This is a genomic window from Cellulosimicrobium sp. BMG9.23, assembly GCF_059159985.1.
Genome location: NZ_JBZGBZ010000006.1, coordinates 87,744 through 111,446, shown reverse-complemented (window position 1 = coordinate 111,446; position 23,703 = coordinate 87,744). Strand labels below are relative to the sequence as shown.

The window sequence follows — 23,703 nt, the reverse complement described above, 5'->3', positions numbered from 1 at the left end:
GAAAGGGACGCTCACGAGACCTCGGCCCCGTCACCGGGGCGAGCTGTCAGGACGGGACGAGGAACACGCCGAGGAACCCGGCGGCTGCCAACGGAAGGAGCGTGCCCGCACGTCGGCCGAGCGCGGTCGCGGGCCGGGCGACCTGCGCCCACCGACACACCGCGACCCAGGTGATTCCCGTGCCGACGAGCACCGCTCGTACACTGTCGGACGTCGAGCCAGAAGCGATTGTCCATGCACCGGTGGTGAGGGTCGCGACCGTGGCGACCATGGCGAGTACCGCCAGCAGCCGGGCGTAGACCGCGTCGGCACCTGCCCGTCGCAGCTGCGCCGCTGTGACCGTGTCGCCGCCCATGTGCTCCCCCTACGACTGAACCTCCTGCGCTGCGATCCTCGCACACAGGCTCAGTGGCTTGCGAGGCGCACCTGGCCAGGAGCGGCCACACCGTCGATGAGGAACGCCTCGATCCGGTCCAAGTCGGTGATCGACAGCCCAGGCGTGCTACGAGTCGTGATGCCGAGCAGGTGCAGCCCGTCGAACGCCTCGCGCGCGAGGTCCTTGTACCGGCGCACGAGCTCGTCGTCGGTCCAGATCACCCGACGGACACCGGTCGAGCCCAGCCACCGACTGGCTGCGACCCACTTCCACCACTCCGCACCCCGGTGTCGCGGGACGTCGTAGTGCCCCAGGGGTCGGTCGGTGTACGGCTTGGCCACGTGCGGCGGGCCGGACACGGGGTACAGGTCGGCTCCGGCGACCTCGAACTCGGGCAGCCCGAGCACCGGTGCGAGGGTGTCGCGCGCGTGCTCGACCCAGGACGTGAGCCACACGACCTGCACCGTCTCGGACAGCGCGGAGATCGCCTCGACGACGGCCGGGCTGTAGTGGATGACACGTGCACTCCCGGCGGCCGCGACCTCGATGGTTTCGTATCCAGGGAAGCGGCGCGGGTTGGGTGCGTTCCAGGAGGCGATCACGCCGTCGACGTCGAGGAACCACACCGGGCGCGCGCTCAAGGAGGCGTGCGCCGCCGTGCGCTCGCCCGTCTCGCTCTGCTCGAGATGTGCCATGCCGCTTCTCTTCCCGTGGGGATGTCACCCATCAGGTAGGACGAGCCTCGGTGGACGGCCCCAGTCGGCTCGTGCCCGCGGCGGGAGGGTGACCGGCGAACTCGACGACGCTCGCAGCATCCGAGGCCTTGTGCTGGACCGAACTCCTCGTCAGCCGTCGGGTTGCGCTGCCTCATGGGCGCTGCTTCGGCGCGGCGATGCTCGTCCGACGCGCTCTGATGTCGACGGTCACGATCGGGCGCGCGTACGCACGGGCGGTACGCAGCGCGGCGACTGTCCCACCAGACGTCGCCTCTCGGTCGACGACGGCGATCACGAGGTCGGTGTCGCGCACCATGAGCTCGTTCCGAGCGTGCAGGAGCCGCACGTCATAGTCATCGGCGAGCACCACGCTCCGGGCCGAGGATTCCAGCAGCCGCGCCCGCACGTCCCTGTCCCTGCGCACCCACCGTTCGGGCTGGGCGGCGAAAGGCACGTACGCCCACAGGTCGAGCGCGGCGTCGAGCGCAGACTGCGCCCACCAGGTGTCGGCGCCGATCGCCATACCGCTGATCGCGACCCGCGCTCCGTGCTCGTCGCGGATCTTGGCGGCGAGGCGTGAGAGCTCGCGTTGGGCGAACTCTCGCTGGGCGCAGTCCAGGCGCCCTGGCCGGTGACCGGTGACCATGACGCGCGGCCAGTGATCGGGCCGGTCGCCGCGCAGCGTCGCTCGCACAGCCATGAGGGTGCGGCCCAGGTGATTCCTCCCCGGCCAGGACCGGTGCTCGTCGCACCGACAGTCACCCCACACCTGGTCATGGTGACTGTTGCCCTCCACGAGCAACGCGTCCCCGGTCGCAAGGAGACGCTCACGGAGCGCCGCGTTGGTGAACTTCGCCGCCACGATGTCGGCCATCACCTCGCACCGCACACGTTCGTCCCACGCGGGGCGCAACGTGACGCGCCGGCCAGCACGCCCGGCCCGGCCCGGTGTCGGAGCGGACGCCACGGTCTCCCGCTCGGCTGGATCCAGGGTCTTCGCAACGTTGTACGCGTGCTCGGAGGTGGCGAACTTCTCGCCCGACCACGTCACCTGGTCGGGCGAGAAGTTCGACAGGAGCAGGTGCTCGCCGGTGAACGATTCGATCGCCTGGTGGCTCATCGCCGGCCAGCTGCGGATGCGGATCGCGCGCCGTCGAAGAGATGGTCGACCGTCAGCTGCTGGGCGATCGCACGCACCTCGTCCGGGACGACGTCCCCGGCGGACCATGGGAGCGATCCGCCGTACAGGGTGCGGGTCCGGGCGGCCAGCGCCTTGACCTCGGTGCCGTCGCCCCGCAGCCGCACCGTCACCGGCGCGCCGACGGGTCCCGTGCCGGTTGCCTGGGAGAGGTTCTCGACCAGGATGCGCGGGTGGTTCTCGTGGAGGAGTCGGTTGAGCGCCACGGCAGCCGCCGACAGCGCGTGGTCGTCCGCGGTGGTCACGACGACCTCGCTCACGAGGTCGGCCCGATGCTCGGTGGCGATGATCCGTCGCTCGACACCGTCGCCCGCTGGCAGGTCGACGACGACGACCCTGGCCGGCCCGAGGTCCAGGCTCTGTCCGACGAACTGGACGAACGCCTCGACGTCCGTGGGCGACCACCGGCCCGGGAAGGCGGGTCGGTCGAGCTGCCCAGGGGAGAACACGGTCAGGTGCTCCCCCACCCGCTGAGGCAGCATGCGCAGCCGCTCCGCGTCCACGCGCACGGGCCCCAGCCCGAACGCGTGATGCTGGGTCGGTGACGCGACGTCGAGGTCGATCAACGCCGTGTCGATGCCGTCGTCCGCCAGCGCCTGGGCGAGCCACCTCGCGGTGGTCGACTTCCCGACACCTCCGCGCACACCGCCCACGGCGACGACGGGGCGCCCGTCGAACATGCGGTCCTCGTCACTCATCTTCTTCTCCAGCTTCTCCTCGATGACCGCGCGCACGTACTCGTCCGCGCCGGTGCGTGGCCGCCAGGTGACCCCGACGCGCTCGACGAGCGCGCGCTGCGCCTTCGTCAGGGACGACAAGGTCCGCGAGGAGCGGGAGGCGACCCGCGGGGTGGGGACGGTTTCGTCCTCGCCGCGCCACCAGCGCTCGGTCGCGTCCCTCACCTCGGTCATGACGTCGTCCAGGCGGCGGGCACGGACGATCGCCCGCGCTGCGGACTTCGCCGGCGCGTCGATCCGGCACCAGGCCGCAGCGACGAGGGTGTCGCGGTACGCCGAGACTCGGCGCCGGTCGAGGTACGCCTCGAACACGGTGAGTACCTCGCGCACCTCGTCGGTGATCGGTCCCACGACGGGCGCGGTGGACCAGTCCCACGCGGTCGCCGTGTCGATGTCGCCGTAGTTCAGGCCCGTGGCTTGCGCGAGGGACGTCAGCGTCACGCTCGCGGGCTCAGCCTTGGTCGCGTGCGCGTAGATGGTGGACTTCACGTCGAGCTGCACGTGGCCGGGCAGCCCCGGGGACAGGTAGGCGCTGTCGACGGTCCCGGCCCCAGCCCACCGGTAGGTGCGGCGGTGCCCCTCGGGGTCGTAGGAGTTTGTGCGGCCGAGAACACCGGTGGGCTCGAGCCGGTGCAGGCCGTACTCGCCGTGGGTCGCGGCTAGGAGAACCTCGAGGACCGGCGGTACGGGCGCCGCCTCGCACGTCTCGGCGCGGGTGCGGTCCGCTCCGTGTCGGGTGCCGCACACGTCGCAGCGCCAGATCGGCTCCGAGATGTCAGTAACCACGGCTCTTCCTCCTCGCTCCCCTGCACGCCGGGTGGCCGTCGCCTGCGGAAGTCACTGCGTCCCCGAGGGTCTGGTCGTTCAGGTCGACCACCTCGACAGGCCCGTACTGGCTGACCAGGGCATACCAGGGCAGGCGGGCCACCCGCTGGACTCGCACGCCGTCGACGGGCGTCAGGCACGTCCAGCGGGTGCGGCCGTGGCGCCAGAGGTCGCCGGCGCGGTCACGAACGACGGCGCCAATGCGCGGCGGTTCGGTCGGCGTGGGCTTGGTCATCGGGATCCTCTCAGATCGCGGTCGGGGTCGGCGTGAAGCGGCTGGCCCGCGCATCGGCCGCGGCCTCGCGTCGGGCGCGGGCGATGACCGCCGGCGGGTAGGTTCCGCCGTCGGTCCTCGACCGGCGTGCCAGGACGGCGAGCCGGTCGGCGGCCTCGTTCAGGACGTCTCCTGCGTGTCCCTTGGTCCACTCGATGCTCACCCCGTCCGGGAACCGGCGGGCCCGAGCCACGATCTCTGCCGCCAGTCCGGATCGCCGGGGGCTCGCAGGACCGAGATGGTCGCTCGGTCGTCCGGTGAGCACGGCGCGGACGTAGCGCTCCGCGCAGCGCGAGTCGGTACGGATCACGAGCGGTCGACCCTGCCGGGGGCGGGACTTGGTCAGCGCGAGCACGATGGCGAGCACCTCGGCCTCGAACACGTCACGTGCGCGCACCACGTCGTGGCCGACGTCGCCCACGTCGTTGACGTAGGCGATCCCTGCGACGTCGTGACCACGACGCATCGACGCGTCGGTGGCGACGACGACGGGCCGTGCCTGGTATCGCCGCGCGTGGTCACCGCGGATCGCGTCCCGTGCCGTCGCCAGGGCGCGCATCGTCTGCGACGGCCAGTCGCGCCAGGCCGCCTGCACGTGCACGCCGTAGGCGTTGCCCTCGGCCGCGCGACGCAGGTCGCTGCCGCGGACCCACGGGTTCGCGACGAGGCCCACCATGACCAGGCTCGTGCGGGCCCACCGTTCGAACCGCTCGTTGATCGCGTCCGTGGCTCGTCGCGCGGAGATCGCGAGGGCCTTCTCGCAGGGGCCGACCGCCTCACGGCCGATGATGAGCTCGGGTCCGGTGGGCGTCGTCGCTGCCAGGACCCACGTGATCGTGGCGTCCCACGCGAACCAGACGTCGAGGGCGACCTCGGTGATCGCGAGGTCGAGCGGCTGCGCGGTGGGCTGGTGCGTCCGTCCTGCGATGGTCAGCGGTGTGATCGTCTCGGCGAGCGAGCGCGGCGTGGACATGGGACCTCCTTGGGCTCGGTTCCTGCTTGCCCATGAGGTGGGACGCACTCCCCCACGCGGCCCCTGTACAGGCCCTGAACTGGCACGACGCCGTGGTCGTGGTGCTCGCCTCGTGGTCCCGCCTCGTGTCAGGGGTCGTCGTGGACGGCTTCGCTAATCACACTTATGCGAGTCAGCCGGGGCGGCCGTGGTTTCCCGTGTCCCGTCGTACGGACCGGCTACATTCGAACGTATGGACGAGCAGAGCGGGAAGAACCTCCTGCCGGAGCAGGCACGCGAGGACTCCTTGCTGTGGTCGACCGCCGGCGCGACGGCGGCGGTGCGGATGTTCGCCGAGGCGTCGTTGTCGCGGCGGACCCAGGTCGCGTACGCCGCCGACTGGGAGCGGTTCGTGCGCTGGTGCGAAGCCGCCGGGTGTACGGCGCTACCGGCCGAGCCCCGCGACGTCATGGAGTACATCGCCGAGCATGCCGCGCTCGAGGACCCTGACGAGCGGCCGACCTACTCCGCGGCGACGATCTCGCGCTGGGTGTCGTCGATCAACGCCGCCCACGCACGCGCTGGGCTCGTCCCTCCTGGTAGCCACCCGCACGTCAAGACCGTGCTGTCCGGCGTCAGGCGTGTGCTCGGCGAGAAGCGCAAGCCACGGCGCATGCTCCCGCTGATGCGCGACGACCTCGCTGCTGCGCTCGAGGCCGCGCGCGACGACACCTATCCCGTTGGGGTGCATGCTGCTCGCGACGCCTGCCTGCTGCTGTTCGCGTTCGCGGGGGCGTTTCGTCGCGACGAGCTGTCGTCGCTGCAGGTCGGTGACGTGACGGTGCACCGCGACGACGGTCTGCATGTGCTCGTGCGCCGATCGAAGACCGACCAGGGCGGGCGGGGAGCGGTCAAGGCGTTGCCGTACGGGCAGCGGCCGCTCACGTGTCCGCCCTGCGCCTTCATGCGCTGGACCCACATCCTTGGCGCGGCCGACCGTGCCGACGTCATGGGCTCGCTCTTCCGCTTCGCCGAGCTCGAAGGTCACGTGTGCCGCACCGGTCAGGCCGACGTGGGCTTGCTCGCCAACACCCCGCTCTTTCCCGTCGTGCACCGCAGCGGGCTCCCGGGCGAGCACGCCATGAGCGGGCATGCGATCAACCTCGTCGTGAAACGGCGTGTGCTGGCGGCTGGGCTGGACCCCACACGCTTCGGGAGTCACTCGCTGCGTGCCGGGTTCGTCACACAGGCAGTGCGCTCCGGAGCCTCGACGCTGGAAGTCATGCGCCAGACCATGCACACCGACCCGTCGACAGTCGCCATCTACTCTCGCGACAACGACCCTCTGTCGGGCAACGCCGTGACCAGGCTCGGACTGTGACCCCGCAGGACAGGCGAGCGTGGGCACTGTTCGTCGACTGGTGCGAGGCCACCGGGGCCCAGCCGCTGCCCGCATCGAGCAGGACCGTGGCAGCGTTCGTGGAGCAGGTCCCAGCCCGCCCAGCGACGGTGCTGGACCGTGTACGTGCCATCCGGCGCGCACACGTGCGCGCCGGCTTCCTCATCACGCCGACGCTTGGCGAGATGAAGAAGCCGGCGCGCACTACCGCTACGCGCCGTGGTGCGCCGTGGCTCGACGTCGAGGAAGCCGTGGCACGCTGCCCGGTGTCGGGCGGGGCCGGAGTCCGCGGTCGGCGCGACGCGCTCGCCCTCCTCCTGCACCAACAGCTGGGGCTAACCGCGGCCGAGGTATCCAGGCTCACCACGAACGACATCGACCTGCTCGCGTGGCGCGTCGCCGGACGCGACATTGCAAGGACGCTGCCGGCTACCGCCTGCGGGCGGTGCGTCCTGGTGCGCTGGATTGACGTCCACCGCGCGCTGGTCCCCAACGCCTCGCGCGGCGCGGCCCAGCAAGTCGTGCTCGCCCACGAGCCCGACGGGCACCGTTGCAGCACACCTGTACGGCAGCCCCACCCCGGCTCGCCGTTGCTCATCGGCCTCGACCGTCACGGATGGCCGAGCAACCTGAGCATCACGCCGCGCACCGTCGCACGAATCGGCGCACGCCGCATGGAGCCGAGCCCACCTACCCCACGCGCGCACCTTGCTCCGCGCTCCCACGCCGATGCGGACCTGCTCAAGACCGAGCTCGACGACCTGCTCGCCCGGCTCGAGGCTGGCACCGACCGCTTGGTCGAGGCCCAGAACACGCTTGCCAAGACCGCAGCTTGGTCCGGGGCAGGGCCTCGCACATCCGCGGTATGGTAGCGGTGAGACTTCCGGTGGTGATCACTCCTGCCGGTACGAGACCGTTGAGACAGCGGACGCGAAGCGACCTCACGATGTGGGGTCGCTTCGTGGTTTCTCCCGCTTCGGCCATGAGCGCGCTACGTTTCCTGCATGACGATCGAGCCCCCGAGCCGAGCCGAGCCTTTTCGCACAACGGGTGAGGCCATCGCCAGGGCAGCACTCAGCACCGTTCCGATCATCGGCGGCGCGGCAGTGGAGCTGTTTCAGCTCGCTGTCGGACGTGGCCGACAGGCGCGGTTCGACAGCTGGGTGGCGGAGATGACGGATGCGGTGAACGAGCACGTTCTCCTGCCGCGTGGTCTTGACTTCGATGCGCTCTCCGACGACGACGCGTTCTTGGACACGATCGCGGTCGCGACTCGTGCTGCGCTCGAGACTGCCGACGCAACGAAGGTCGAGGCACTCCGCAACGCGGTCCTCAACAGCACGCTCGGGCCCGACACAGATGCAGACCGACGTGCGCTGCTCATGGACATCCTCGTCCGTCTCACGCCGACTCATGTCAAGGTCCTGCGTCTCTTCGACGACCCACGCGGCTGGTACGAGTCGACGGGCACCGCGATGCCGAACATCATGATGGGTGGCCCTCACGTCGTCGTCGAGTCTGCCTACCCCGAGCTCGCCCGCGACAAGACGCTCCTCGGCCACGTCGTCGGCGATCTCAAGGCTTCGAACCTCTCGGACGTACCGCTGAACACGATGATGACCGCTGCGGGCGTCTTCGAACGTCGGACGCTGTCTCTCGGTGCTGAGCTGCTCGATCTCATCGCTGCTCCAGAGCACTGATCAGAGCGTCTTTGCAGGTCAGGCGGCTAGATCGACTACGAAGGTGTGTAACGCAGTCGGTTGAGTCCTCCTCCGGACACCTCAAAAGTGGCCTCTGACCTGCGGAAACGCGGGTCAGAGGCCATCTTCGTGTGTCACCAGAGCTGCAGGACGCACGCATCGAAGTCGCGACGGCCAACCCATCGTGCCGAGGACTACGACCAGGCGAGCCTGGAAATGGTGCGCCGGGAGGCCGGGGCTCCGGACGCGGACTTCTCCAGCGGGTTCGGCACCCCGCAGGGCAGCCGCTGCGCTACATGCTCGTCGCGGAACTCGGCTGGGGGCCGGCTGTCACGCCAGCACGTGCGGTACTTTCAGGAGCCCGCAACGACATCGGGTCACAACGCCTGGACCTTCCCGGTGCCGCTACTGGACTGAGCACAACGGCTACGTCTCGGTCGTCGAGCACGACGCGAAGGATGGGGCCTCGAGGTCGCTTCGGCATCCGCCTGTACCGCCTCCTCGACGTCGACGAGACCTGGGCGTTCATCGACGAGCTCCGCAAGTATCCCGCCACGAGCGCAGCCTCTGGCCGCTGGCATCGTCCGGCTCTAGACAGCGCGAAGCGCGAGCGCCACATCCGTCCGGAAGGGTCTCGAGTTCAGTTCTCGCCGCTACTGCTGTGAGCTGCCCCAGTCTTAGGCACCCGGGTTGCGTACGTGCAACGAACCGCCGACCCCGGCGGGGTCATCTTGGGTGGCCTGCCCTACCAGGGACCCCTCACCGTCTCACCTTCCTTGCGGCCTACATCGATAGATGTCAACATAGACGCATGTCGATGCAAGACGTGATGATCGTGGGTTCCGGGCCGGCGGGGTACACCGCCGCCATCTACGCGGCACGGGCGGGCCTTGCCCCGCTCGTCCTCGCGGGCTCGATCACCGCCGGCGGTGCACTGATGAACACCACCGAGGTGGAGAACTTCCCCGGGTTCCCCGACGGGATCATGGGCCCGGAGCTCATGGAGAGCATGCAGAAGCAGGCCGAGCGGTTCGGCGCGCGGGTCGAGTGGGACGACGCGACGTTGCTCGACCTGCAGGGCCCTGTGAAGACCGTGGTCACGGGCAACGGCGAGACGTACCGGGCCCGCGCCGTGATCCTCGCGACGGGGTCGGCCTACCGTGAGCTCGGCCTGGACGACGAGAAGCGCCTGTCGGGCCGTGGCGTCTCGTGGTGCGCCACGTGCGACGGGTTCTTCTTCCGCGACCAGCACATCGCCGTCGTCGGCGGCGGGGACTCCGCGATGGAGGAAGCCACGTTCCTGACCCGCTTCGCGCAGAAGGTGACCCTCGTCCACCGCCGCGACGAGCTGCGGGCGTCGAAGATCATGGCCGACCGGGCCCTGAACGACCCGAAGATCGAGTTCGCGTGGAACAGCGAGGTCGCCGGCATCGAGGGCGAGAAGAAGGTCGAAGGGCTGAAGCTGCGCGACACCGTGACCGGCGAGGAGCGCGCCCTGCCCGCGACGGGCCTGTTCGTCGCGATCGGCCACGAGCCCCGCACCGAGCTCGTCAAGGGACAGATCGACCTCGACGACGAGGGCTACATCCAGGTCGTCGGGCGCACCACCGCCACCAACCTGGAGGGCGTGTTCGCGTGCGGTGACGCCGTCGACCACACCTACCGCCAGGCCATCACCGCCGCCGGCTCCGGCTGCGCGGCCGCGCTCGACGCCCAGCGCTACCTCACCGAGCTCGCCGACGCCGCCGGCCTGCAAGACCTCGCCGGCACCCCTGAGGTCCCGAACCTCGACGAGCTGCCGCTGGCGCTGGAGGAGATCCGATGAGCACCGTGACCGTCACCGACGACACCTTCGACGAGGTGGTCCTGGCCTCCGAGATCCCCGTCCTGGTGGACGTCTGGGCGACCTGGTGCGGTCCGTGCCGCCAGGTCGCCCCGATCCTGGCCGAGCTCGCGCAGGAGTACGAGGGCAGGCTGACGATCGCCAAGCTCGACGCCGACGCCAACCCGAAGACCGTGGCCGCGGCCGGGGTCGTGTCGATCCCGACGCTGAACTTCTATGCCGGCGGCCGGCGCGTGAAGTCCGTCGTCGGTGCCCGCCCGAAGCCGGCGCTGGTCGCCGAGATCGAGGAGGTCCTCGCGTGAGCGACCCCACCGCGACTGCGCCGCGCCTGTCCACGCTCGACCGGTGGCTGCCGCTGTGGATCGGGCTCGCGATGGTCGCAGGCCTGGTCCTGGGCCGGTTCGTGCCCGCGCTGTCCGAGGTGCTCACGGCGATGGAGGTCGGCGGGATCTCGGTCCCGATCGCGCTCGGCCTGCTGGTCATGATGTACCCGGTGCTGGCGAAGGTCCGCTACGACCGCGTCGGCGCGGTCACGGGCGACAAGAGGCTCCTGGTCTCCTCGCTGGTGCTGAACTGGCTGGTCGGCCCGGCGCTGATGTTCGCCCTGGCCTGGATCTTCCTGCCCGACCTGCCCGAGTACCGCACCGGTCTGATCATCGTCGGTCTCGCCCGCTGCATCGCGATGGTCGTCATCTGGAACGACCTCGCGTGCGGGGATCGCGAGGCGGCCGCTGTGCTGGTCGCGATCAACTCCGTGTTCCAGGTCGTCGCGTTCTCCCTGCTCGGCTACTTCTACCTCACCGTGCTGCCCGGGTGGCTCGGCCTGGACACCCAGGGCCTGGACGTCTCGGTCGGGCAGATCGCGCTGAACGTCCTGGTCTTCCTCGGTGTCCCGCTTGCCGCTGGGTTCGCCTCGCGCCTGGTCGGGGAACGCGCCAAGGGCCGCACCTGGTACGAGGACCGGTTCCTGCCGAAGGTCGGGCCGTGGGCGCTGTACGGCCTGCTGTTCACGATCGTTCTGCTCTTCGCCTTGCAGGGCGAGGCCGTCACCTCGAACCCGCTCGACGTGGCCCGCATCGCGCTGCCGCTGCTGGTGTACTTCGCCGCCATGTGGGGCATCGGCATCGTCGTCGGCAAGATGCTCGCGCTCGGCTACGCCCGCTCCACGACGCTCGCCTTCACCGCCGCGGGCAACAACTTCGAGCTCGCCATCGCCGTCGCGATCGGCACGTTCGGCGCGACCTCGGGTCAGGCCCTGGCCGGCGTCGTGGGCCCGCTCATCGAGGTCCCCGTCCTGGTCGGCCTCGTCTACGTCTCCCTGTGGCTCGCGCGCCGCTGGTTCGGCGTCGACCCGTACGCCGCCACGACCCCTGCACGTGAGCTGGAAGAGGTGAGGTCATGACCACCAACCCCCTGACCGCCCGTGACCCGGACTGCGCCCCGCAGATCGAGTCCCACACGATCGGCACCGAGGTCGCCGGCGCCGTCGCCACCACGCTCAAGGCCCTCGCGGAGCCGCTGCGCCTGCGGATGCTGTCCTTCATCGCCACCTCTCCCGCCGGGGAGGCATGCGTGTGCGACCTCGCGGCTCTCACCGACGTGTCACAGCCGACGGTGTCGCACCACCTCAAGGTGCTGCGCGACGTCGGCGTGCTCACCTCCGAGCGGCGCGGCACCTGGGTCTGGTACCGCATCACCCCCGGCTACAAGGGGGCGGTCTCCACCCTGCTCGAGACCTTCGCCCCGGCCGCGCTCGAGGCGCTCGTCACGCCTCATGAACTCACCGGGCTCGACGACGTCGATGCAGCGCTCGACCACCTCGCCGCCGACCTCGCGGCCCGCCATCCGGGCCTGGGTGCCGACGTCGTGCTGCGCACCGTGCGCGAGTCCTACACGGCCCTGGCCCGCTCGGCCACGGTCTCGGCCCACCTGCTCACCCTCACCGACCGGTTCGCCCGCCAACGCCTCGCGGACATGTCCCGCGAGGCCGACGCCCGACCGCAGGTGCTCTTCGTCTGCGTCGCGAACGCCGGCCGCTCCCAGCTCGCCGCGGCCCTGGTCCGCCGCTACGCCGGCGACCGGGTCGTGGTCCGCTCAGCGGGCTCCACCCCGGCCGCGGACGTGCACCCCGCGGTGCGCCCCGAGCTCGCCGCGCTCGGCACCACCGACGGCGAGGCGTTCCCCAAGCCCTTGACCGACGATGCCGTCCGCGCCGCAGACGTCGTCATCACGATGGGCTGCGGCGACGTCTGTCCGGTGCTGCCCGGCACGCGGTACGAGGACTGGCTCGTAGGCGACCCCGCCCTGGCCTCGGCCGCCGGGGTCGCCGCGATCCGCGACGACCTCGACGCGCGGGTACGTGGCCTGCTCGCCGACCTGCTGCCCGGCCTGACCCTCACCATCGCCTGACCACCATCAGCCACCAGGAGAACCCCATGACCGACACCAGCACCGTCAAGCCGTCCGCACTGTTCGTCTGCGTGCACAACGCCGGCCGCTCCCAGATGGCCGCCGGCTATCTGCGCGCCCTCTCCGGCGGCGCCGTCGAGGTCCGCTCCGCCGGGTCCGCGCCCGCCGACCAGATCAACCCCGTCGCCGTCGAGGCCATGCTCGAGGACGGCATCGACATCCGCGCCGAGCAGCCCAAGATCCTCACCACCGACGCCGTGCAGGCCTCGGACGTCGTCATCACCATGGGCTGCGGCGACGCCTGCCCGATCTTCCCCAGCAAGCGCTACGAGGACTGGGCCCTGGCCGACCCCGCCGGACAGGGCATCGACTCCGTGCGCCCCATCCGCGACGAGATCCGCACCCGCGTGCTCACCCTGCTCGACGAGCTCGGCGTCACGCCCGTCCAGACCGCGACCGCCTGACCCCACTCCACAACGACGGCGTCGGCCGGGACCCCGCCGTGGGTCCCGGCCGACGCGCGTGTCAGGCCAGCGTCCTCTGGAGCAGCGTCGTGCCCAGCCACCGGTCGAACTTGCGACCCACGCGCTCGAGCCGTCCCGCGTCGGTGAACCCGGCGCGGCGGTGCAGCGCCAGGGATGCGTCGGTCTCGCCGTCGGCGACGACCGCGATCACCTCCCGCGCGCCGGCCTCCGCGGCGCCGGTGAGCACCTGGGCGAGGAGCCGGGTCCCGATCCCGCGCCCGGTCGCGGCGGGGTCGAGGTAGATCGTGTCCTCGACCGTGTGCGCGTACGCCGGACGGGGACGCCACGGCCCCACGTACGCGAACCCGGCCACGGCGCCGTCGAGGTCGGCGACCAGGAACGGCCAGCCCGCACCCTGCAGGACCTCGAACTTGTCCGCCCACACGCCTTCACCCGGTGGGATGAGCTCGAACGTCGCGGTCGACGTCGCCACGTAGTGGTCGTAGATGCGCGCGACCCCCGCCATGTCGGCGGGGGTCGCACTCCGCACGGTCAGGCTCACGCGTCCAAACCGTCGCCCGAACGCCCGTGCACCACGCCGGTCGCGAACCCAACGCCGACGGGCGCCCCGACGCCGAGCGTGACGAGCTGCGGCTCTGCAGGTGCGGTGCCGCAGCACGAACCGCCCGCGGACTCGCCGTCGGCCTCCAGGGCGAGGTCGGACGAGCAGACGCCCGTGGCGGGCAGGTTCAGCTCGACCGCGTCCGCCGCTGCGCGGTCCCCGGCCAGCGCCGCGGCGATCGAGCGCACCTGCTCGTACCCCGTGGCGAGCAGGAACGTCGGCGCGCGCCCGTAGGACTTCATCCCGGCGAGGTAGAACCCATCGTCGGGGTGGGACAGCACATGCTCCCCGTGCGGCGGCACCGTGCCGCACGAGTGCTGGTTCGGGTCGATCAGCGGAGCGAGCGCGGTCGGAGCCTCGACGACGGGGTCGAGGTCCAGGCGCACCTCGCGCAGCATGTCGAGGTCCGGTCGGAACCCGGTCGCGTTGACGATCTGGTGGACGTCAAGGTTCAGGGCGCCGTCGCGCGCGGTGCCCAGGACCTGCACGGTGTCCCCGCCCGGGACGAGGCGCTCGATCGAGACCCGGGTGAGCAGGGTCAGGCTCCCGGCCTCCACGGCCGCCCGCAGGCGGGTGCCGAGCAGCCCGCGGGCGGGGAGCTCGTCGTCGGTCCCACCGCCGAACAGGCGCCGCGCCGAGCCGCCGCGGATCGCCCACGTGACCGTGGTGCCCGGCTCCGACTCGGAGAGCTCGACGAGGCTCAGCAGCGTGTTCGCCGCGGAGTGCCCCATCCCGACCACGAGGGTGTCCCGGCCGGCGAACCGGTCGCGCTGCGCCCCGAGGACGTCGGGCAACGGCCCGGTCACGAAGCGGGCCGCCTCGACCTCGCCCGCGGCCGAAAGCCCGGACACGCCCAGCGGGTTCGACGTCGAGAACGTGCCCGACGCGTCAATCACCACGCGGGCCAGCACGTCGCGCACCTGTCCGTCCGGACCGACCGTGCGCACTCGGTAGCCGCTCCGCTCGCGCCCGAGGGAACGCGTCTTGTCCGCGCCGTCACGCGCCACGGCCAGCACCCGCGTCCCGGTGCGCAGCCGCGAGGCGATCGGCGGCGTCGCGGCCAGGGGCGCCAGGTACCGCCCGACGAACTCCCCGCCGGTCGGCAGGGTGTCCGGGTCCGGCTCGGCCCAATCCGTCGGCTCCAGCAGGCGCCGCGCCGCGGCGTCGACGTCGTACCGCCACGGCGAGAACAACCGCACGTGACCCCACGACGCGATCGCCGCGCCCGGACCCTCACCCGCCTCCAGCACCACCGGCTCCAGGCCGCGCTCCAACAGGTGCGCCGCCGCCGCCAGACCCACCGGACCCGCACCGATCACCACGACCGGAAGCTCGTTCCGCACTACCTCGCCCATCACGCCTCCTCGCATCGACAAACTTCGATCAACGACAGGACGCCACCGTATCCATAAACGTCGATACATGGCAAGATAGGGCCATGACGACCACCGCGCTCCCCCTCGGGGCACCGGACACCTCTGCGACGGGCGGGTGCTGCGCGCCGCTCGTGCGCGACGCCGCCGACCCCGAGACGGCGCGCGACCTGGCCCGCGTGTTCAAGGCGCTCGGCGAACCCGCCCGGGTGCAGTTGCTCTCGATCGTCGCCGCGCACGACGGTGGGGAGGCGTGCGTGTGCGACCTGACCGAACCCGTCGGTCTGGCTCAGCCCACCGTGAGCCACCACCTCAAGATCCTCGTCGACGCCGGCCTGCTTCACCGCGAGCAGCGTGGACGATGGGCCTACTACTCGCTGGTCCCCGGCGCACTCGGCCAGCTCGCGACCTCGCTCACCGACACAGCCCCGAGCAGCTGACCCAGCAGAACCACTCGCCTCCTGGAGGCGGCGGTGATCGACATCCCCGGGCTACCGGAGCCGGACGCGGGCCCGATCTTCGACCTCGCGCTGCTGGTGCACATCGCTGCCGGGCTGACAGCGGTCCTCGCCGGGTTGGTGGCGATGGTCGCGCGCAAGGGCGGGCGGTGGCACGTCGGGGCAGGGCGAGTCTTCCTCGGCGGGATCGCTGCCCTCTTCGGCTCCATGGTCGTCATGGTGGTGATCCGCTGGCCCGCCACCATCCACCTGGCCGCGCTCGGAGGCGTCGCGCTGACCGCCGCGGCCCTCGGGTGGCGCAACCGGCGCCGAGGCGGCAGCGACCGCGCGCACATCGCGTGGATGGGCCTGGCCTACATCGCGATGCTGACGGCGTTCTACGTCGACAACGGACCGCACCTGCCGGTGTGGGAACGGCTGCCCGCCTGGTCGTTCTGGCTCCTGCCCGCGGCGATCGGGACACCGCTCACGGTCTGGGCGATGCGACGACACCGCCCACACCACCCGACAGCCTCGCGCGAACCGGCGCCGACACCGTAGGTCGGGTCGGTCGAGCTCGGTCAGCGCGCGGCCCGGGCCGCGACAGCGGCGGCCAGCGTCTCGTCGTCGGGAACACCGCGCAGACCTGCACTCGTGGGGTAGACGCGGCACGCCACACCAGGACGAGCCCCCGGCAGGGGGAACACGTCCTGCCCGTCGACGTGGAACGACGGCGACCCGTGGAAGCCGTACCTCTGGGCCTGCTCGTCGTCCGCGATGACCACGGTAACGATCGGCACGTCGATGCCGGCCTGGTCCAGAGCCCGGCGCAGCGCGTCCCGGGCGGGTGCCTCATTCGGACACGCATCGACGACCTGAAGCTCGACCTTCATCGGTCTATCCTCCTCGCTCTGCAGGTGGTGCTGTGGTCGTGGCGGTCCGGCGCTCACCTCGCCTGCGAGGCGTCGCACGTCGCGCGTCGGACGCTGTCAGGTGATTGGGTGCCAGGTTCCGTCGGGAGCCTCGAACTCGTACGCAGTCGCATCGTGGAAGTCGTCGGTCACGCGAACGTCGAAGATCCAGCCGCTGTCGTCTGCGGTCAGGGTGCGCCACGGTTCACCCGATTGCCGGGTTCGGGCGGTGGTGATGCCTGCGGCTCGGATTGCCGCGTAGTGCAGTCGTGGCCCCTGCCCGTACTGCGGGGCGGCGCTTCCGACGTGGATCGTGTGCTCGGCCGCCAGGTCCAGCAGCGTGCTCGAGTAGTCCGCGCGTGCTCCCGCCGTCGTGCACATGTAGAGCAAGCCCCATGCGCCGTGGGGGTCGGCCCGCACGAGCACGACTGAGGCGTTGTTGCGGACGTGGTGGGCGATGGTGCGCTCGTCCGCTGGGGCGGCGCCGTCGACGACCGCCCGGGCATGGTTCCGAGCGCTCTCGAGGTCGATCTCCTCCCACACCGGGTCCGCCATCCGAGCATCCTTCCATCGGGCGAGTGGGCCCGCTACACACCGGCGTTGACGTCTGCCGGCCCCGGGGCGCGGTCGGGCGGCAGCTGCTGCTGGAGGTGCAGAACGAGGGGACGCAGGGGTTCGGGCAGCGGAGCGATCCCAGGGCCTCCGGCGCGCAGCCAGTTCTGCAGCTCGGTGGTGAGGTCGTCGCCCGCGAGGCGCTCGAACCAGACCGGGCGTTGCCTCGCCCGCACCTCAGGTGTGGGTCGCACGACGAGGATGTCTCCACGTTCACACGCGTCGAGGCAGTCCACGAGTGTCAGGTGCGCGTGACCATTGGATGCGATCTCGCGGACTCGCTCGAGCTGGCCACCGGGGCGGGGGTCGTCTTCTCCCAGGGTCTCGCCAGCGCACAGGCGGCAGGCGGTCAGGCCGGGGACGGCGTGCCGAGCGCCGCCGGTGGGCGGCTGCGCGCGGGCGCCGGAAGGGTGAGCGGTCATGCGTGAACGTCCTGGTGTTCGGCATCGACGGCGGGCTGGCGAAGGATGGCCCGGGTGCTCGTCTCGGGGCGCAGGTCCAGACGTCGCAGGAGTTGGGCGTTGAGCGCGACGACGACGGTCGATGCGGACATGAGCAGTGCACCGACAGACATCGGCATGACGAAGCCGATGGGCGCGAGCACTCCGGCGGCGAGCGGGACGGAGATCAGGTTGTATCCCGCTGCCCACCACAGGTTCTGCTTCATCTTGCGGTAGCTCGCCCGCGACAGCTCGATGACCGAGAGCACGGATCGGGGGTCGTCGCTGGCGAGGATGACTCCGGCCGAGGCGATCGCGACGTCGGTGCCGGCGCCGATCGCGATGCCGACGTCCGCCTGGGCCAGTGCCGGGGCGTCGTTCACGCCGTCTCCGACCATCGCGACCTTGCGGCCTTCGCTCTGCAGCTGCTGGACCTTGGCTGACTTGTCTTCGGGCCGCACGCCGGCGAAGTACCGCTCGATGCCGAGCTCGTTCGCGACGGATGCCGCCACGGCCTCGGCGTCGCCGGTGATCATCACGACCTGCACGCCACGCTGGTTCAGCGCGGCGACCGCCTCGCGGGACTCGGTGCGGATCTCGTCGGCCAGGCGCAGAGCGCCCGCGACCTGCCCGTCGATGAGGACGTGCAAGATGATCGCTCCCGACTCGCGCCACCGATCGGCGATCGCCAGCTCCTGGACGGACCGCTCGTGCAGGAGGTTGGGCCCTCCGACCTCCACGCTGCGGCCCGAGACGCTCGCGCGCACGCCGACCGCCGGGGACGACTGGAAGTCCTGAGCGGAGGCCACGGGCAGGCGCTTGTCGCGGGCGGCGCGGACGATGGCGCGGGCGAGCGGGTGCTCGGAGTCGGACTCCGCGGCTGCCGCCAGCGCGAGGACGGTGTCCTCGTCGTGGTCGCCGGTCGCCTCGACGCCGGTCACCGTGGGCTCGCCCTTGGTCAGGGTGCCGGTCTTGTCGAACAGCACCGCGTCGACGGTGCGCATGCTCTCCAGCGCGAGCCGGTCCTTGATCAGGACGCCGCCGCGCGCCGCGCGCTCGGTCGCGATGGAGACCACGAGAGGGATCGCTAGGCCCAGGGCGTGAGGGCAGGCGATGACGAGGACGGTCACCGTGCGGATCACGGCGTCGTCCGGCATCCCGAGGACGGTCCATGCCGCAGCGGTGAGCACCGCGGCGCCGAGGGCGAACCAGAACAGCCACCCAGCCGCGGTGTCCGCCAGACGCTGGGCGCGCGAGGTGGAGTTCTGCGCCTCGGTGACCAGGCGCTGGATACCGGCCAGTGCCGTGTCCTGCCCGACCGCGGTGACCTGCACGCGCAGACCCGAGTCGGTCGCGACGGTGCCGGCCACGACCAGGTCACCGTTGCTGCGGCGCACGGTGCGCGACTCACCGGTGATCATCGACTCGTCCATGCTCGCGGCGCCGTCCACGACCTTGCCGTCGGCCGGGACCCGGCCACCGGGGCGGACCACGACGACATCTCCTACTCGCAGATCGCCAGGCGCTACGGCGACGACGTCATCACCCTCGAGCCGCTCAGCCTCGTCCGGCAGCAACGCGGCCAGGGAGTCCAGGGCGGAGGTCGTCTGCGCCAGGGACCGCATCTCGATCCAGTGGCCGAGCAGCATGATCACGATCAGCAGCGCGAGCTCCCACCAGAAGTCGAGCTGGTGGTCGAGCAGGCCCAGGCTCGCGCCCCACGAGGCGACGAACGCGACGGTGATCGCCAGGCCGATGAGCAGCATCATCCCGGGCTTGCGCGAGCGGACCTCCGAGACCGCGCCCGTCAGGAACGGGCGCCCGCCCCACACGTACATCACCGTGCCGAGCACCGGAGAGACCAGACCAAGACCTGGCACGTCGGGCAGCTCGTACCCGAGGATCATCGCGAACATGCTCGACGTCGCAACCACCGGGACCGCCAGGACGAGCATGATCCAAAACAGCCGGCGGAACTGCCCGACGTGATCACCATGCCCGCCATGCCCACCGTGGCCCTCGTGGCCCTCGTGGCCCTCGTGGCCCTCGTGGCCGGCGGGCTCAGGGTGCCCGTCGTGGCTGCCGTGCTGCGCATGCTCGTGGCCCTGGCTGTGCCGATCGGCGCGTCCAGGGTGCACCTCGCCGTGGTGGCCCGGGTCGGGCGCACCACCCGAGGGGGCCCGGTCGTCGCCGTCGGCGTCGACGGAGGCTGGTGCGGGGTGGTGATGATGGGCCGTGCTCGGTCCATGCTCGTCGTGACCGTGAGGCTTCATGATCGACCTTCCTCTCCTGACAGTGCGACCGGGTACGCCAAGAACACTATACCCCCTAGGGGTATTCCCGCGACGAAGGGCCCCACCTGGCCGGTGGGGCCCTTCACGCGTCAGCCGACGCGGATGTACGTCGGGTTGGACTGCCAGATCTGCCCGTAACGGACGGTCTTGCCAGGTGAGGGTGCCTCGATCTGCATGTTGTCCCCGGCGTAGATGCCGATGTGGCCCGGGCTCCAGATCAGGTCACCGGGTTGTGCCTGGTCGCGGGAGATGACGGTGCCGGCATACCGCTGCTCGGAGGACGTGCGGGGCAGGTTGATGCCGACCTGGGCGTACACGTAGGACGTGAACCCGGAGCAGTCGAACCCTGCCGGTGTGGTGCCGCCCCACTGGTAGGGCACGCCGAGGTACTGCATCGCGTCGCTGACCACGCCCGAGCCCGCCGCGGACGGCGGAGCTTCGACCGGGGCCTGGGCTGCAGCGGTGCCCGCCTGCTCTTGCGGGGCGGGAGCGCGCTCCTGGTTGCGGGACGAGCGGTCCTGGCGTTCCGGCTCCGGCTCCGGTTCGGGCTCGGGTTCGGGCTCGGGGGCGGGGGTGACCGCGACCGGTGCCTGTTCGATCGCGAACGCGGCGTCGGCTGAGACGGTGACCGCTGGGGCGGCGCTGAGCGCCTGGCGGGCCGGCTCGGTCAGCGCGCTCAGGTCGACGCTGGAGACGGCCTTGGGGCGGTCGGTGCTCGGTGCGGCGCTGGCCGGTGCCGCGAACACGGACACGAGCAGGCCAGATCCGGCCGCGAGCAGGGCGCCCTTACGGGCGGTGTTGGCTGCTCCTTCCTGGGCTGCGCGGGCTATCGGGGTCAGGGGTGTGATGGGTCGGTGGGACGCGCGGTGGCGTCCCGGCTTTCGTACGGTCATGGTGTTCTCCTTCGCGCCTGCGGGGTGAGCTGTCGGGTTCGGATCGGAGAGTGACCCGGCCTCACCGCTGGGTGCGGTGCGGCTTCACCCCGAGGGCACCGTGGTGCCCGGTTGAGTGGTTCCCCCGTCCCTGTCATGGGTGTTGGTGGTGTGCTCCAAGAGGTGACAGGGTTCGGCGCTCTCTTGGATCCCTCGCGGATGTCCCGCGAGGAGCATGGGGTGGTTCGCCGCGCGCGACCGTGCGGGCACGGGTGGATCGCGGCAGGTGGGACGGTTCTCGTCTCCCGCCGCGCAATCGACCGGCGTCTCACCCGACCTCCTGGCTCAGCACCGGGTCCCAGCTCGCGCCGAGGTCGTGGCTGGTGAACAGGCCGGTGTCGGTGACGATGAGAATCCACGGCTGGTTCCCGGGGCTGTCGTCGGGCACGTAGGTCATGGCCTGCACCTGGCCGGGAGCGGTTCCGTGCGCGGTCCAAGGCTCCAGGCCTGGGGCGCTGGTCCACACAGTGTCGTTGGTGTCCAGGCCGATCAGCTCGGCCCCGAGCCCTGCCTCGACGAGCGAGAGGGCGGGTGCGTCCCGGTCCGGGGTGAACGTCTGTCCCGCGTCGTGGCTGACCTGTAGGCCTGTCGGTGTGGTGACCAGGACGGTGTCCGGGTCGGCGTCGATGACGTGCACGTCGCGAGCCGGCACGGTTGCCCCCGGTGTCCAGGTCGCTCCGGAGTCGTCGCTGATCAGCAGGCGGGAGGTAGCCGAGTCCAGGCCGACGACGCGCACGGTGCCCGCGCTGGTAGTCGCTGTGCTCAATGCGTGGAAGTCGACCTCCCCGGCTAGGGAGACCTGCTCCCAGGTCGCGGCACCGTCGGTGCTGCGAATCAGGCCCAGGTTGGGCGCCTTCAACTCTGTCTGCTCACCCGGCGCCGGGTGGCCGGAGGCGTAGATGGTGCCATCGACCGCGAGAGTCATGCCCATCGTGTCCTGCCGGCCCTCTCCGGTGCGTTGCGGCCGCACTGGTTCGTCGCCGAACGGACCCGGCACAGTCCACACCCCGGTGTGGGTCGCGACCAAGATGGTGGGGTCGACCGGGCCGACCTGTACGTCGTGCACGTGGCCGAACTCGGCCACGTCCTGCGGCGGCTGGCTCGTGGGGGTGTTCGCAGGTGGCGGAGTCGGGGTGCAGGCAGCCAGCAGCAGCACGGTTCCTGCTGCTGCCCACCTACTCGCCCATCTCTTTAGGTCCATCGAGGCAGTCCTTCGTCAAGGGGCCCACGGTGCGTGCGCGACGCAGCACGCCCCGCGGGGCGAGGGTCACAATGAGGCGAGCAGGTCTTCCATGGTGGAGATCTCGGCCTGCTGGGTGTCGACGATCTGCTGCGCCATCGCGACAGCGTCCTCGTTCCTGCCCTCGGCCACCTCGGTCTGAGCCATCTCGATGGCTCCCTGGTGGTGGACGATCATCTGCTCGAGGAATGGGCGTCCTGCCTCGGCGCCCTGCGCGTCCTGCAGGGCCTGCATGTCCTCCTCGCTCATCATCCCGTCCATGGACCCGTGGTCCATGGAGTCCATCGAGTCGGGCTCCGGCGGCGGCGAGCCCCACTCCCCGAGCCAGGTCGTCAGCTGCTCGATCTCGGGTCCCTGGGCGTCCTTGATCTGGTTCGCCAGGTCGGTGATCTGAGGGTCGACGCCCTCCTTGGCCACGATGACGTCGGACATCTCGATCGCCTGCTCGTGGTGAGGAATCATCATCTGGGCGAAGTCGACGTCCTGCTGGTTGAACCAGTCGCCCTCTGCCGGGCTCTCCTGCTCCCCGGCCTCGGTCGAGGAGGACATCGACGCCATGTCGTGCCCAGGATCGTCGTCGTTCGAGCACGCCGCAAGACTCGCGGCGGTCACCAGCGCGATCGCTGGAACAAGCACACGCTTGAAGTTCATGGGAAAGGACCTCTCAACTCAGCACTAGGAACCACACACGGGCCCCGCAGAAAAGGGGGCGTGAAACGGTCGACGCGCGCGTCGACGGCGTGCGGTTCCTACGTCCGAGAGATCCCTAGGACGTGCAGCGACGGTGCGCCACCGGCGACCGTCGGGGTCCGGCCAGCCTCGACCAGGGACGACCACACCGGAGCAAGACGCGCCAGCAGGCTCGCTCCCGGGCGGGTGAAGGCCAGCAGCGCGACCAGCACCATCAAGCACATGGCCGACGCCATCTCGTGGCCCCCGCAGTCGGTGCACCCGCCCGGCGCGTCGTGTCCGTGCGCCCCGGCCTCCTGCGTCCCGACCTCTGAGGTGGGGGCGTCGTGGTGGTCGGGGCTGGTCATGATCGCCGCCGCGGGACCCACGTGCGTGTTGGCCGACCCGCTCATCGCGTGCATCGTCACGACGCCCAGCAGGAGCGCGGCGATCAGCAGGACGCCCGAAAGCCCTCGCCGGCGACCGGCGAGCAGCGAACGGAACGTGGCCATGAGGTTCATGTCTGGGTCAGCCTAACCACTGCCTCCGCAGTTCTTCCAAGGCCGGGCCCGCCTCGGGCTCATCCGAGGGCGGAGAGCAGCTCTTGGCACGCCTGCTCGCACGCGCGGCACGAGCGTGCGCACACCGCGCAGTGCTCGTGCATCTGCGCGTGCTTCGCGCACTCGGCCCCGCACGCGGCGCACGCCGCCACGCACGCCTGCAACACCGCGCGCAGGACCTGCACATCCGCAGCCGTCTGACGAGTCAGCACCGCGGCGGTCGTGGCGCACACGTCAGCGCAGTCGGCGTTCAGCCGGATGCACCGGCGCAGCTCGCCCACGTGCTCCTCGCTCAAGCACGCGTCGGCACAGGCCGTGCACGCCTGGGCGCACTCGACACACGCGTCGATGCAGGTCACCAGCTCCGATAGCGGAGCGACCCCCTGGCCCGGGAACGTCTCGATCATCTCTCGCGTCACGCTCATGACGACCTCCTCGACCCACCGCGGCCGACCTGCCCGACGCTGGACGGTGAGCACCGATCCACCATACGAACCGCGCGCACCACTCGCCGCTCACACCCAGCCGGAAGGGCCGGGTGCACGTCACGGCCGGTGCAGGTCCTCGCGCAGTGCGTGCAGCGCGCGCGTCACGGCCGGTGATGCTTCTCGACGGCCCCCGCCCGACCCTGGCGAGCTGGGCACGGTATCGGCTCATAATGAACCGGCGCCGAGCAGGTGGGGGCCAGGGTGGCTGGCGCGTGGCAAGGGCGTGCAGCAC

Annotated in this window: 28 protein-coding genes and 1 riboswitch; of the genes, 11 read left to right on the top strand and 17 right to left on the bottom strand. The window is 71.0% G+C overall.

What is annotated here, in order from left to right:
• Positions 1-46: 46 nt before the first annotated feature.
• The 6 genes from AC4H2G_RS11340 to AC4H2G_RS11315 form a co-directional block, all read right to left on the bottom strand.
• Positions 47-355 carry a hypothetical protein gene (locus AC4H2G_RS11340; protein WP_494365871.1) on the bottom strand — a complete coding sequence of 103 codons (309 nt, stop codon included), beginning with the start codon at positions 353-355 and terminating at the stop codon, positions 47-49.
• A 50-nt stretch (positions 356-405) separates the two neighbouring features.
• The gene (locus tag AC4H2G_RS11335; RefSeq protein WP_494365870.1) at positions 406-1,071 is read right to left on the bottom strand and encodes an HAD domain-containing protein; all 666 of its coding nucleotides are present in this window, start codon (positions 1,069-1,071) and stop codon (positions 406-408) included.
• Positions 1,072-1,243: 172 nt separating this feature from the next.
• Positions 1,244-2,212 (bottom strand): riboflavin biosynthesis intermediates N-glycosidase, encoded by a 969-nt coding sequence (gene ybiA, locus AC4H2G_RS11330; protein WP_494365869.1) that lies wholly within the window; start codon positions 2,210-2,212, stop codon positions 1,244-1,246.
• Positions 2,209-3,813 (bottom strand): P-loop NTPase, encoded by a 1,605-nt coding sequence (locus tag AC4H2G_RS11325; RefSeq protein ID WP_494365868.1) that lies wholly within the window; start codon positions 3,811-3,813, stop codon positions 2,209-2,211. Before AC4H2G_RS11325 ends, ybiA begins: the two co-directional genes overlap by 4 nt.
• A complete protein-coding gene (locus AC4H2G_RS11320) occupies positions 3,803-4,087 on the bottom strand; it encodes a hypothetical protein (protein WP_494365867.1) in 285 nt (94 codons plus the stop codon). Before AC4H2G_RS11320 ends, AC4H2G_RS11325 begins: the two co-directional genes overlap by 11 nt.
• Before the next feature lie 10 nt (positions 4,088-4,097).
• Positions 4,098-5,099, bottom strand: coding sequence for a ribonuclease HI (locus AC4H2G_RS11315; RefSeq protein ID WP_494365866.1), 1,002 nt, complete (start codon positions 5,097-5,099; stop codon positions 4,098-4,100).
• A 232-nt stretch (positions 5,100-5,331) separates the two neighbouring features.
• On the opposite strand from AC4H2G_RS11315, the gene AC4H2G_RS11310 reads away from it, so the two are divergent.
• The 8 genes from AC4H2G_RS11310 to AC4H2G_RS11275 all read left to right on the top strand — a co-directional run bounded on the left by AC4H2G_RS11310 (position 5,332) and on the right by AC4H2G_RS11275 (position 12,893).
• Positions 5,332-6,459 (top strand): site-specific integrase, encoded by a 1,128-nt coding sequence (locus AC4H2G_RS11310; protein ID WP_494365865.1) that lies wholly within the window; start codon positions 5,332-5,334, stop codon positions 6,457-6,459.
• Entirely contained in the window at positions 6,456-7,349 is an 894-nt protein-coding gene (locus tag AC4H2G_RS11305) for a hypothetical protein (protein WP_494365864.1), read from the top strand. The genes AC4H2G_RS11310 and AC4H2G_RS11305 overlap by 4 nt, the downstream gene beginning before the upstream one ends.
• A gap of 132 nt (positions 7,350-7,481) precedes the next feature.
• Positions 7,482-8,177, top strand: coding sequence for a hypothetical protein (locus AC4H2G_RS11300; protein ID WP_494365863.1), 696 nt, complete (start codon positions 7,482-7,484; stop codon positions 8,175-8,177).
• An 811-nt stretch (positions 8,178-8,988) separates the two neighbouring features.
• Positions 8,989-10,002, top strand: coding sequence for a thioredoxin-disulfide reductase (trxB, locus tag AC4H2G_RS11295; RefSeq protein WP_494365862.1), 1,014 nt, complete (start codon positions 8,989-8,991; stop codon positions 10,000-10,002).
• Positions 9,999-10,322 carry a thioredoxin gene (trxA, locus tag AC4H2G_RS11290; protein WP_494365861.1) on the top strand — a complete coding sequence of 108 codons (324 nt, stop codon included), beginning with the start codon at positions 9,999-10,001 and terminating at the stop codon, positions 10,320-10,322. Before trxB ends, trxA begins: the two co-directional genes overlap by 4 nt.
• A complete protein-coding gene (gene arsB, locus AC4H2G_RS11285; RefSeq protein ID WP_494365860.1) occupies positions 10,319-11,422 on the top strand; it encodes an ACR3 family arsenite efflux transporter in 1,104 nt (367 codons plus the stop codon). Before trxA ends, arsB begins: the two co-directional genes overlap by 4 nt.
• Positions 11,419-12,429 (top strand): metalloregulator ArsR/SmtB family transcription factor, encoded by a 1,011-nt coding sequence (locus AC4H2G_RS11280; protein ID WP_494365859.1) that lies wholly within the window; start codon positions 11,419-11,421, stop codon positions 12,427-12,429. The genes arsB and AC4H2G_RS11280 overlap by 4 nt, the downstream gene beginning before the upstream one ends.
• A 26-nt stretch (positions 12,430-12,455) precedes the next feature.
• The gene (locus AC4H2G_RS11275; RefSeq protein ID WP_494365858.1) at positions 12,456-12,893 is read left to right on the top strand and encodes an arsenate reductase ArsC; all 438 of its coding nucleotides are present in this window, start codon (positions 12,456-12,458) and stop codon (positions 12,891-12,893) included.
• 61 nt (positions 12,894-12,954) lie between these two features.
• Here the strand turns inward: AC4H2G_RS11275 and AC4H2G_RS11270 are convergent, their stop codons facing one another.
• Both AC4H2G_RS11270 and AC4H2G_RS11265 read right to left on the bottom strand, forming a co-directional pair.
• A complete protein-coding gene (locus AC4H2G_RS11270; protein WP_494365857.1) occupies positions 12,955-13,455 on the bottom strand; it encodes a GNAT family N-acetyltransferase in 501 nt (166 codons plus the stop codon).
• A complete protein-coding gene (locus AC4H2G_RS11265; protein ID WP_494365856.1) occupies positions 13,452-14,870 on the bottom strand; it encodes an FAD-dependent oxidoreductase in 1,419 nt (472 codons plus the stop codon). Before AC4H2G_RS11265 ends, AC4H2G_RS11270 begins: the two co-directional genes overlap by 4 nt.
• A gap of 83 nt (positions 14,871-14,953) precedes the next feature.
• Between AC4H2G_RS11265 and AC4H2G_RS11260 the strand changes: the two genes are divergently transcribed.
• On the top strand, positions 14,954-15,328 hold the full coding sequence (locus AC4H2G_RS11260; protein ID WP_494365855.1) for an ArsR/SmtB family transcription factor: 375 nt from the start codon (positions 14,954-14,956) through the stop codon (positions 15,326-15,328).
• A gap of 33 nt (positions 15,329-15,361) precedes the next feature.
• Positions 15,362-15,886 carry a DUF2306 domain-containing protein gene (locus AC4H2G_RS11255; RefSeq protein WP_494365854.1) on the top strand — a complete coding sequence of 175 codons (525 nt, stop codon included), beginning with the start codon at positions 15,362-15,364 and terminating at the stop codon, positions 15,884-15,886.
• Positions 15,887-15,906: 20 nt separating this feature from the next.
• Here AC4H2G_RS11255 and AC4H2G_RS11250 read toward each other — a convergent pair whose 3' ends face one another.
• The 3 genes from AC4H2G_RS11250 to AC4H2G_RS11240 all read right to left on the bottom strand — a co-directional run bounded on the left by AC4H2G_RS11250 (position 15,907) and on the right by AC4H2G_RS11240 (position 17,042).
• Positions 15,907-16,218 carry a DF family (seleno)protein gene (locus AC4H2G_RS11250; RefSeq protein ID WP_494365853.1) on the bottom strand — a complete coding sequence of 104 codons (312 nt, stop codon included), beginning with the start codon at positions 16,216-16,218 and terminating at the stop codon, positions 15,907-15,909.
• A 96-nt stretch (positions 16,219-16,314) separates the two neighbouring features.
• A complete protein-coding gene (locus AC4H2G_RS11245; protein ID WP_494365852.1) occupies positions 16,315-16,791 on the bottom strand; it encodes a hypothetical protein in 477 nt (158 codons plus the stop codon).
• 32 nt (positions 16,792-16,823) lie between these two features.
• Positions 16,824-17,042 carry a hypothetical protein gene (locus AC4H2G_RS11240; RefSeq protein ID WP_494365851.1) on the bottom strand — a complete coding sequence of 73 codons (219 nt, stop codon included), beginning with the start codon at positions 17,040-17,042 and terminating at the stop codon, positions 16,824-16,826.
• Positions 17,043-17,099: 57 nt separating this feature from the next.
• Here AC4H2G_RS11240 and AC4H2G_RS11235 point away from each other — a divergent pair, with 57 nt between their 5' ends.
• Positions 17,100-17,276: a hypothetical protein gene (locus tag AC4H2G_RS11235; RefSeq protein WP_494365850.1), complete on the top strand. Its 177-nt coding sequence runs from the start codon at positions 17,100-17,102 to the stop codon at positions 17,274-17,276.
• On the opposite strand, the gene AC4H2G_RS11230 is transcribed toward AC4H2G_RS11235, so the two are convergent.
• The 6 genes from AC4H2G_RS11230 to AC4H2G_RS11205 all read right to left on the bottom strand — a co-directional run bounded on the left by AC4H2G_RS11230 (position 17,267) and on the right by AC4H2G_RS11205 (position 23,390).
• Positions 17,267-19,561 carry a heavy metal translocating P-type ATPase gene (locus tag AC4H2G_RS11230; protein ID WP_494365849.1) on the bottom strand — a complete coding sequence of 765 codons (2,295 nt, stop codon included), beginning with the start codon at positions 19,559-19,561 and terminating at the stop codon, positions 17,267-17,269. The genes AC4H2G_RS11235 and AC4H2G_RS11230 overlap by 10 nt on opposite strands.
• 110 nt (positions 19,562-19,671) lie before the next feature.
• The gene (locus AC4H2G_RS11225; RefSeq protein ID WP_494365848.1) at positions 19,672-20,475 is read right to left on the bottom strand and encodes a C40 family peptidase; all 804 of its coding nucleotides are present in this window, start codon (positions 20,473-20,475) and stop codon (positions 19,672-19,674) included.
• Positions 20,475-20,633: riboswitch (cyclic di-AMP (ydaO/yuaA leader) on the bottom strand. Its footprint overlaps the gene before it by 1 nt.
• 149 nt (positions 20,634-20,782) lie before the next feature.
• The gene (locus AC4H2G_RS11220; protein WP_494365847.1) at positions 20,783-21,670 is read right to left on the bottom strand and encodes a F510_1955 family glycosylhydrolase; all 888 of its coding nucleotides are present in this window, start codon (positions 21,668-21,670) and stop codon (positions 20,783-20,785) included.
• A 111-nt stretch (positions 21,671-21,781) separates the two neighbouring features.
• Positions 21,782-22,405, bottom strand: coding sequence for a DUF305 domain-containing protein (locus AC4H2G_RS11215; RefSeq protein ID WP_494365846.1), 624 nt, complete (start codon positions 22,403-22,405; stop codon positions 21,782-21,784).
• 98 nt (positions 22,406-22,503) lie between these two features.
• Positions 22,504-22,935, bottom strand: a complete 432-nt coding sequence (locus AC4H2G_RS11210) for a DUF6153 family protein (RefSeq protein WP_494365845.1) — start codon at positions 22,933-22,935, stop codon at positions 22,504-22,506.
• Between the two features lie 68 nt (positions 22,936-23,003).
• Positions 23,004-23,390: a four-helix bundle copper-binding protein gene (locus AC4H2G_RS11205; protein WP_494365844.1), complete on the bottom strand. Its 387-nt coding sequence runs from the start codon at positions 23,388-23,390 to the stop codon at positions 23,004-23,006.
• Positions 23,391-23,703 lie beyond the last annotated feature (313 nt).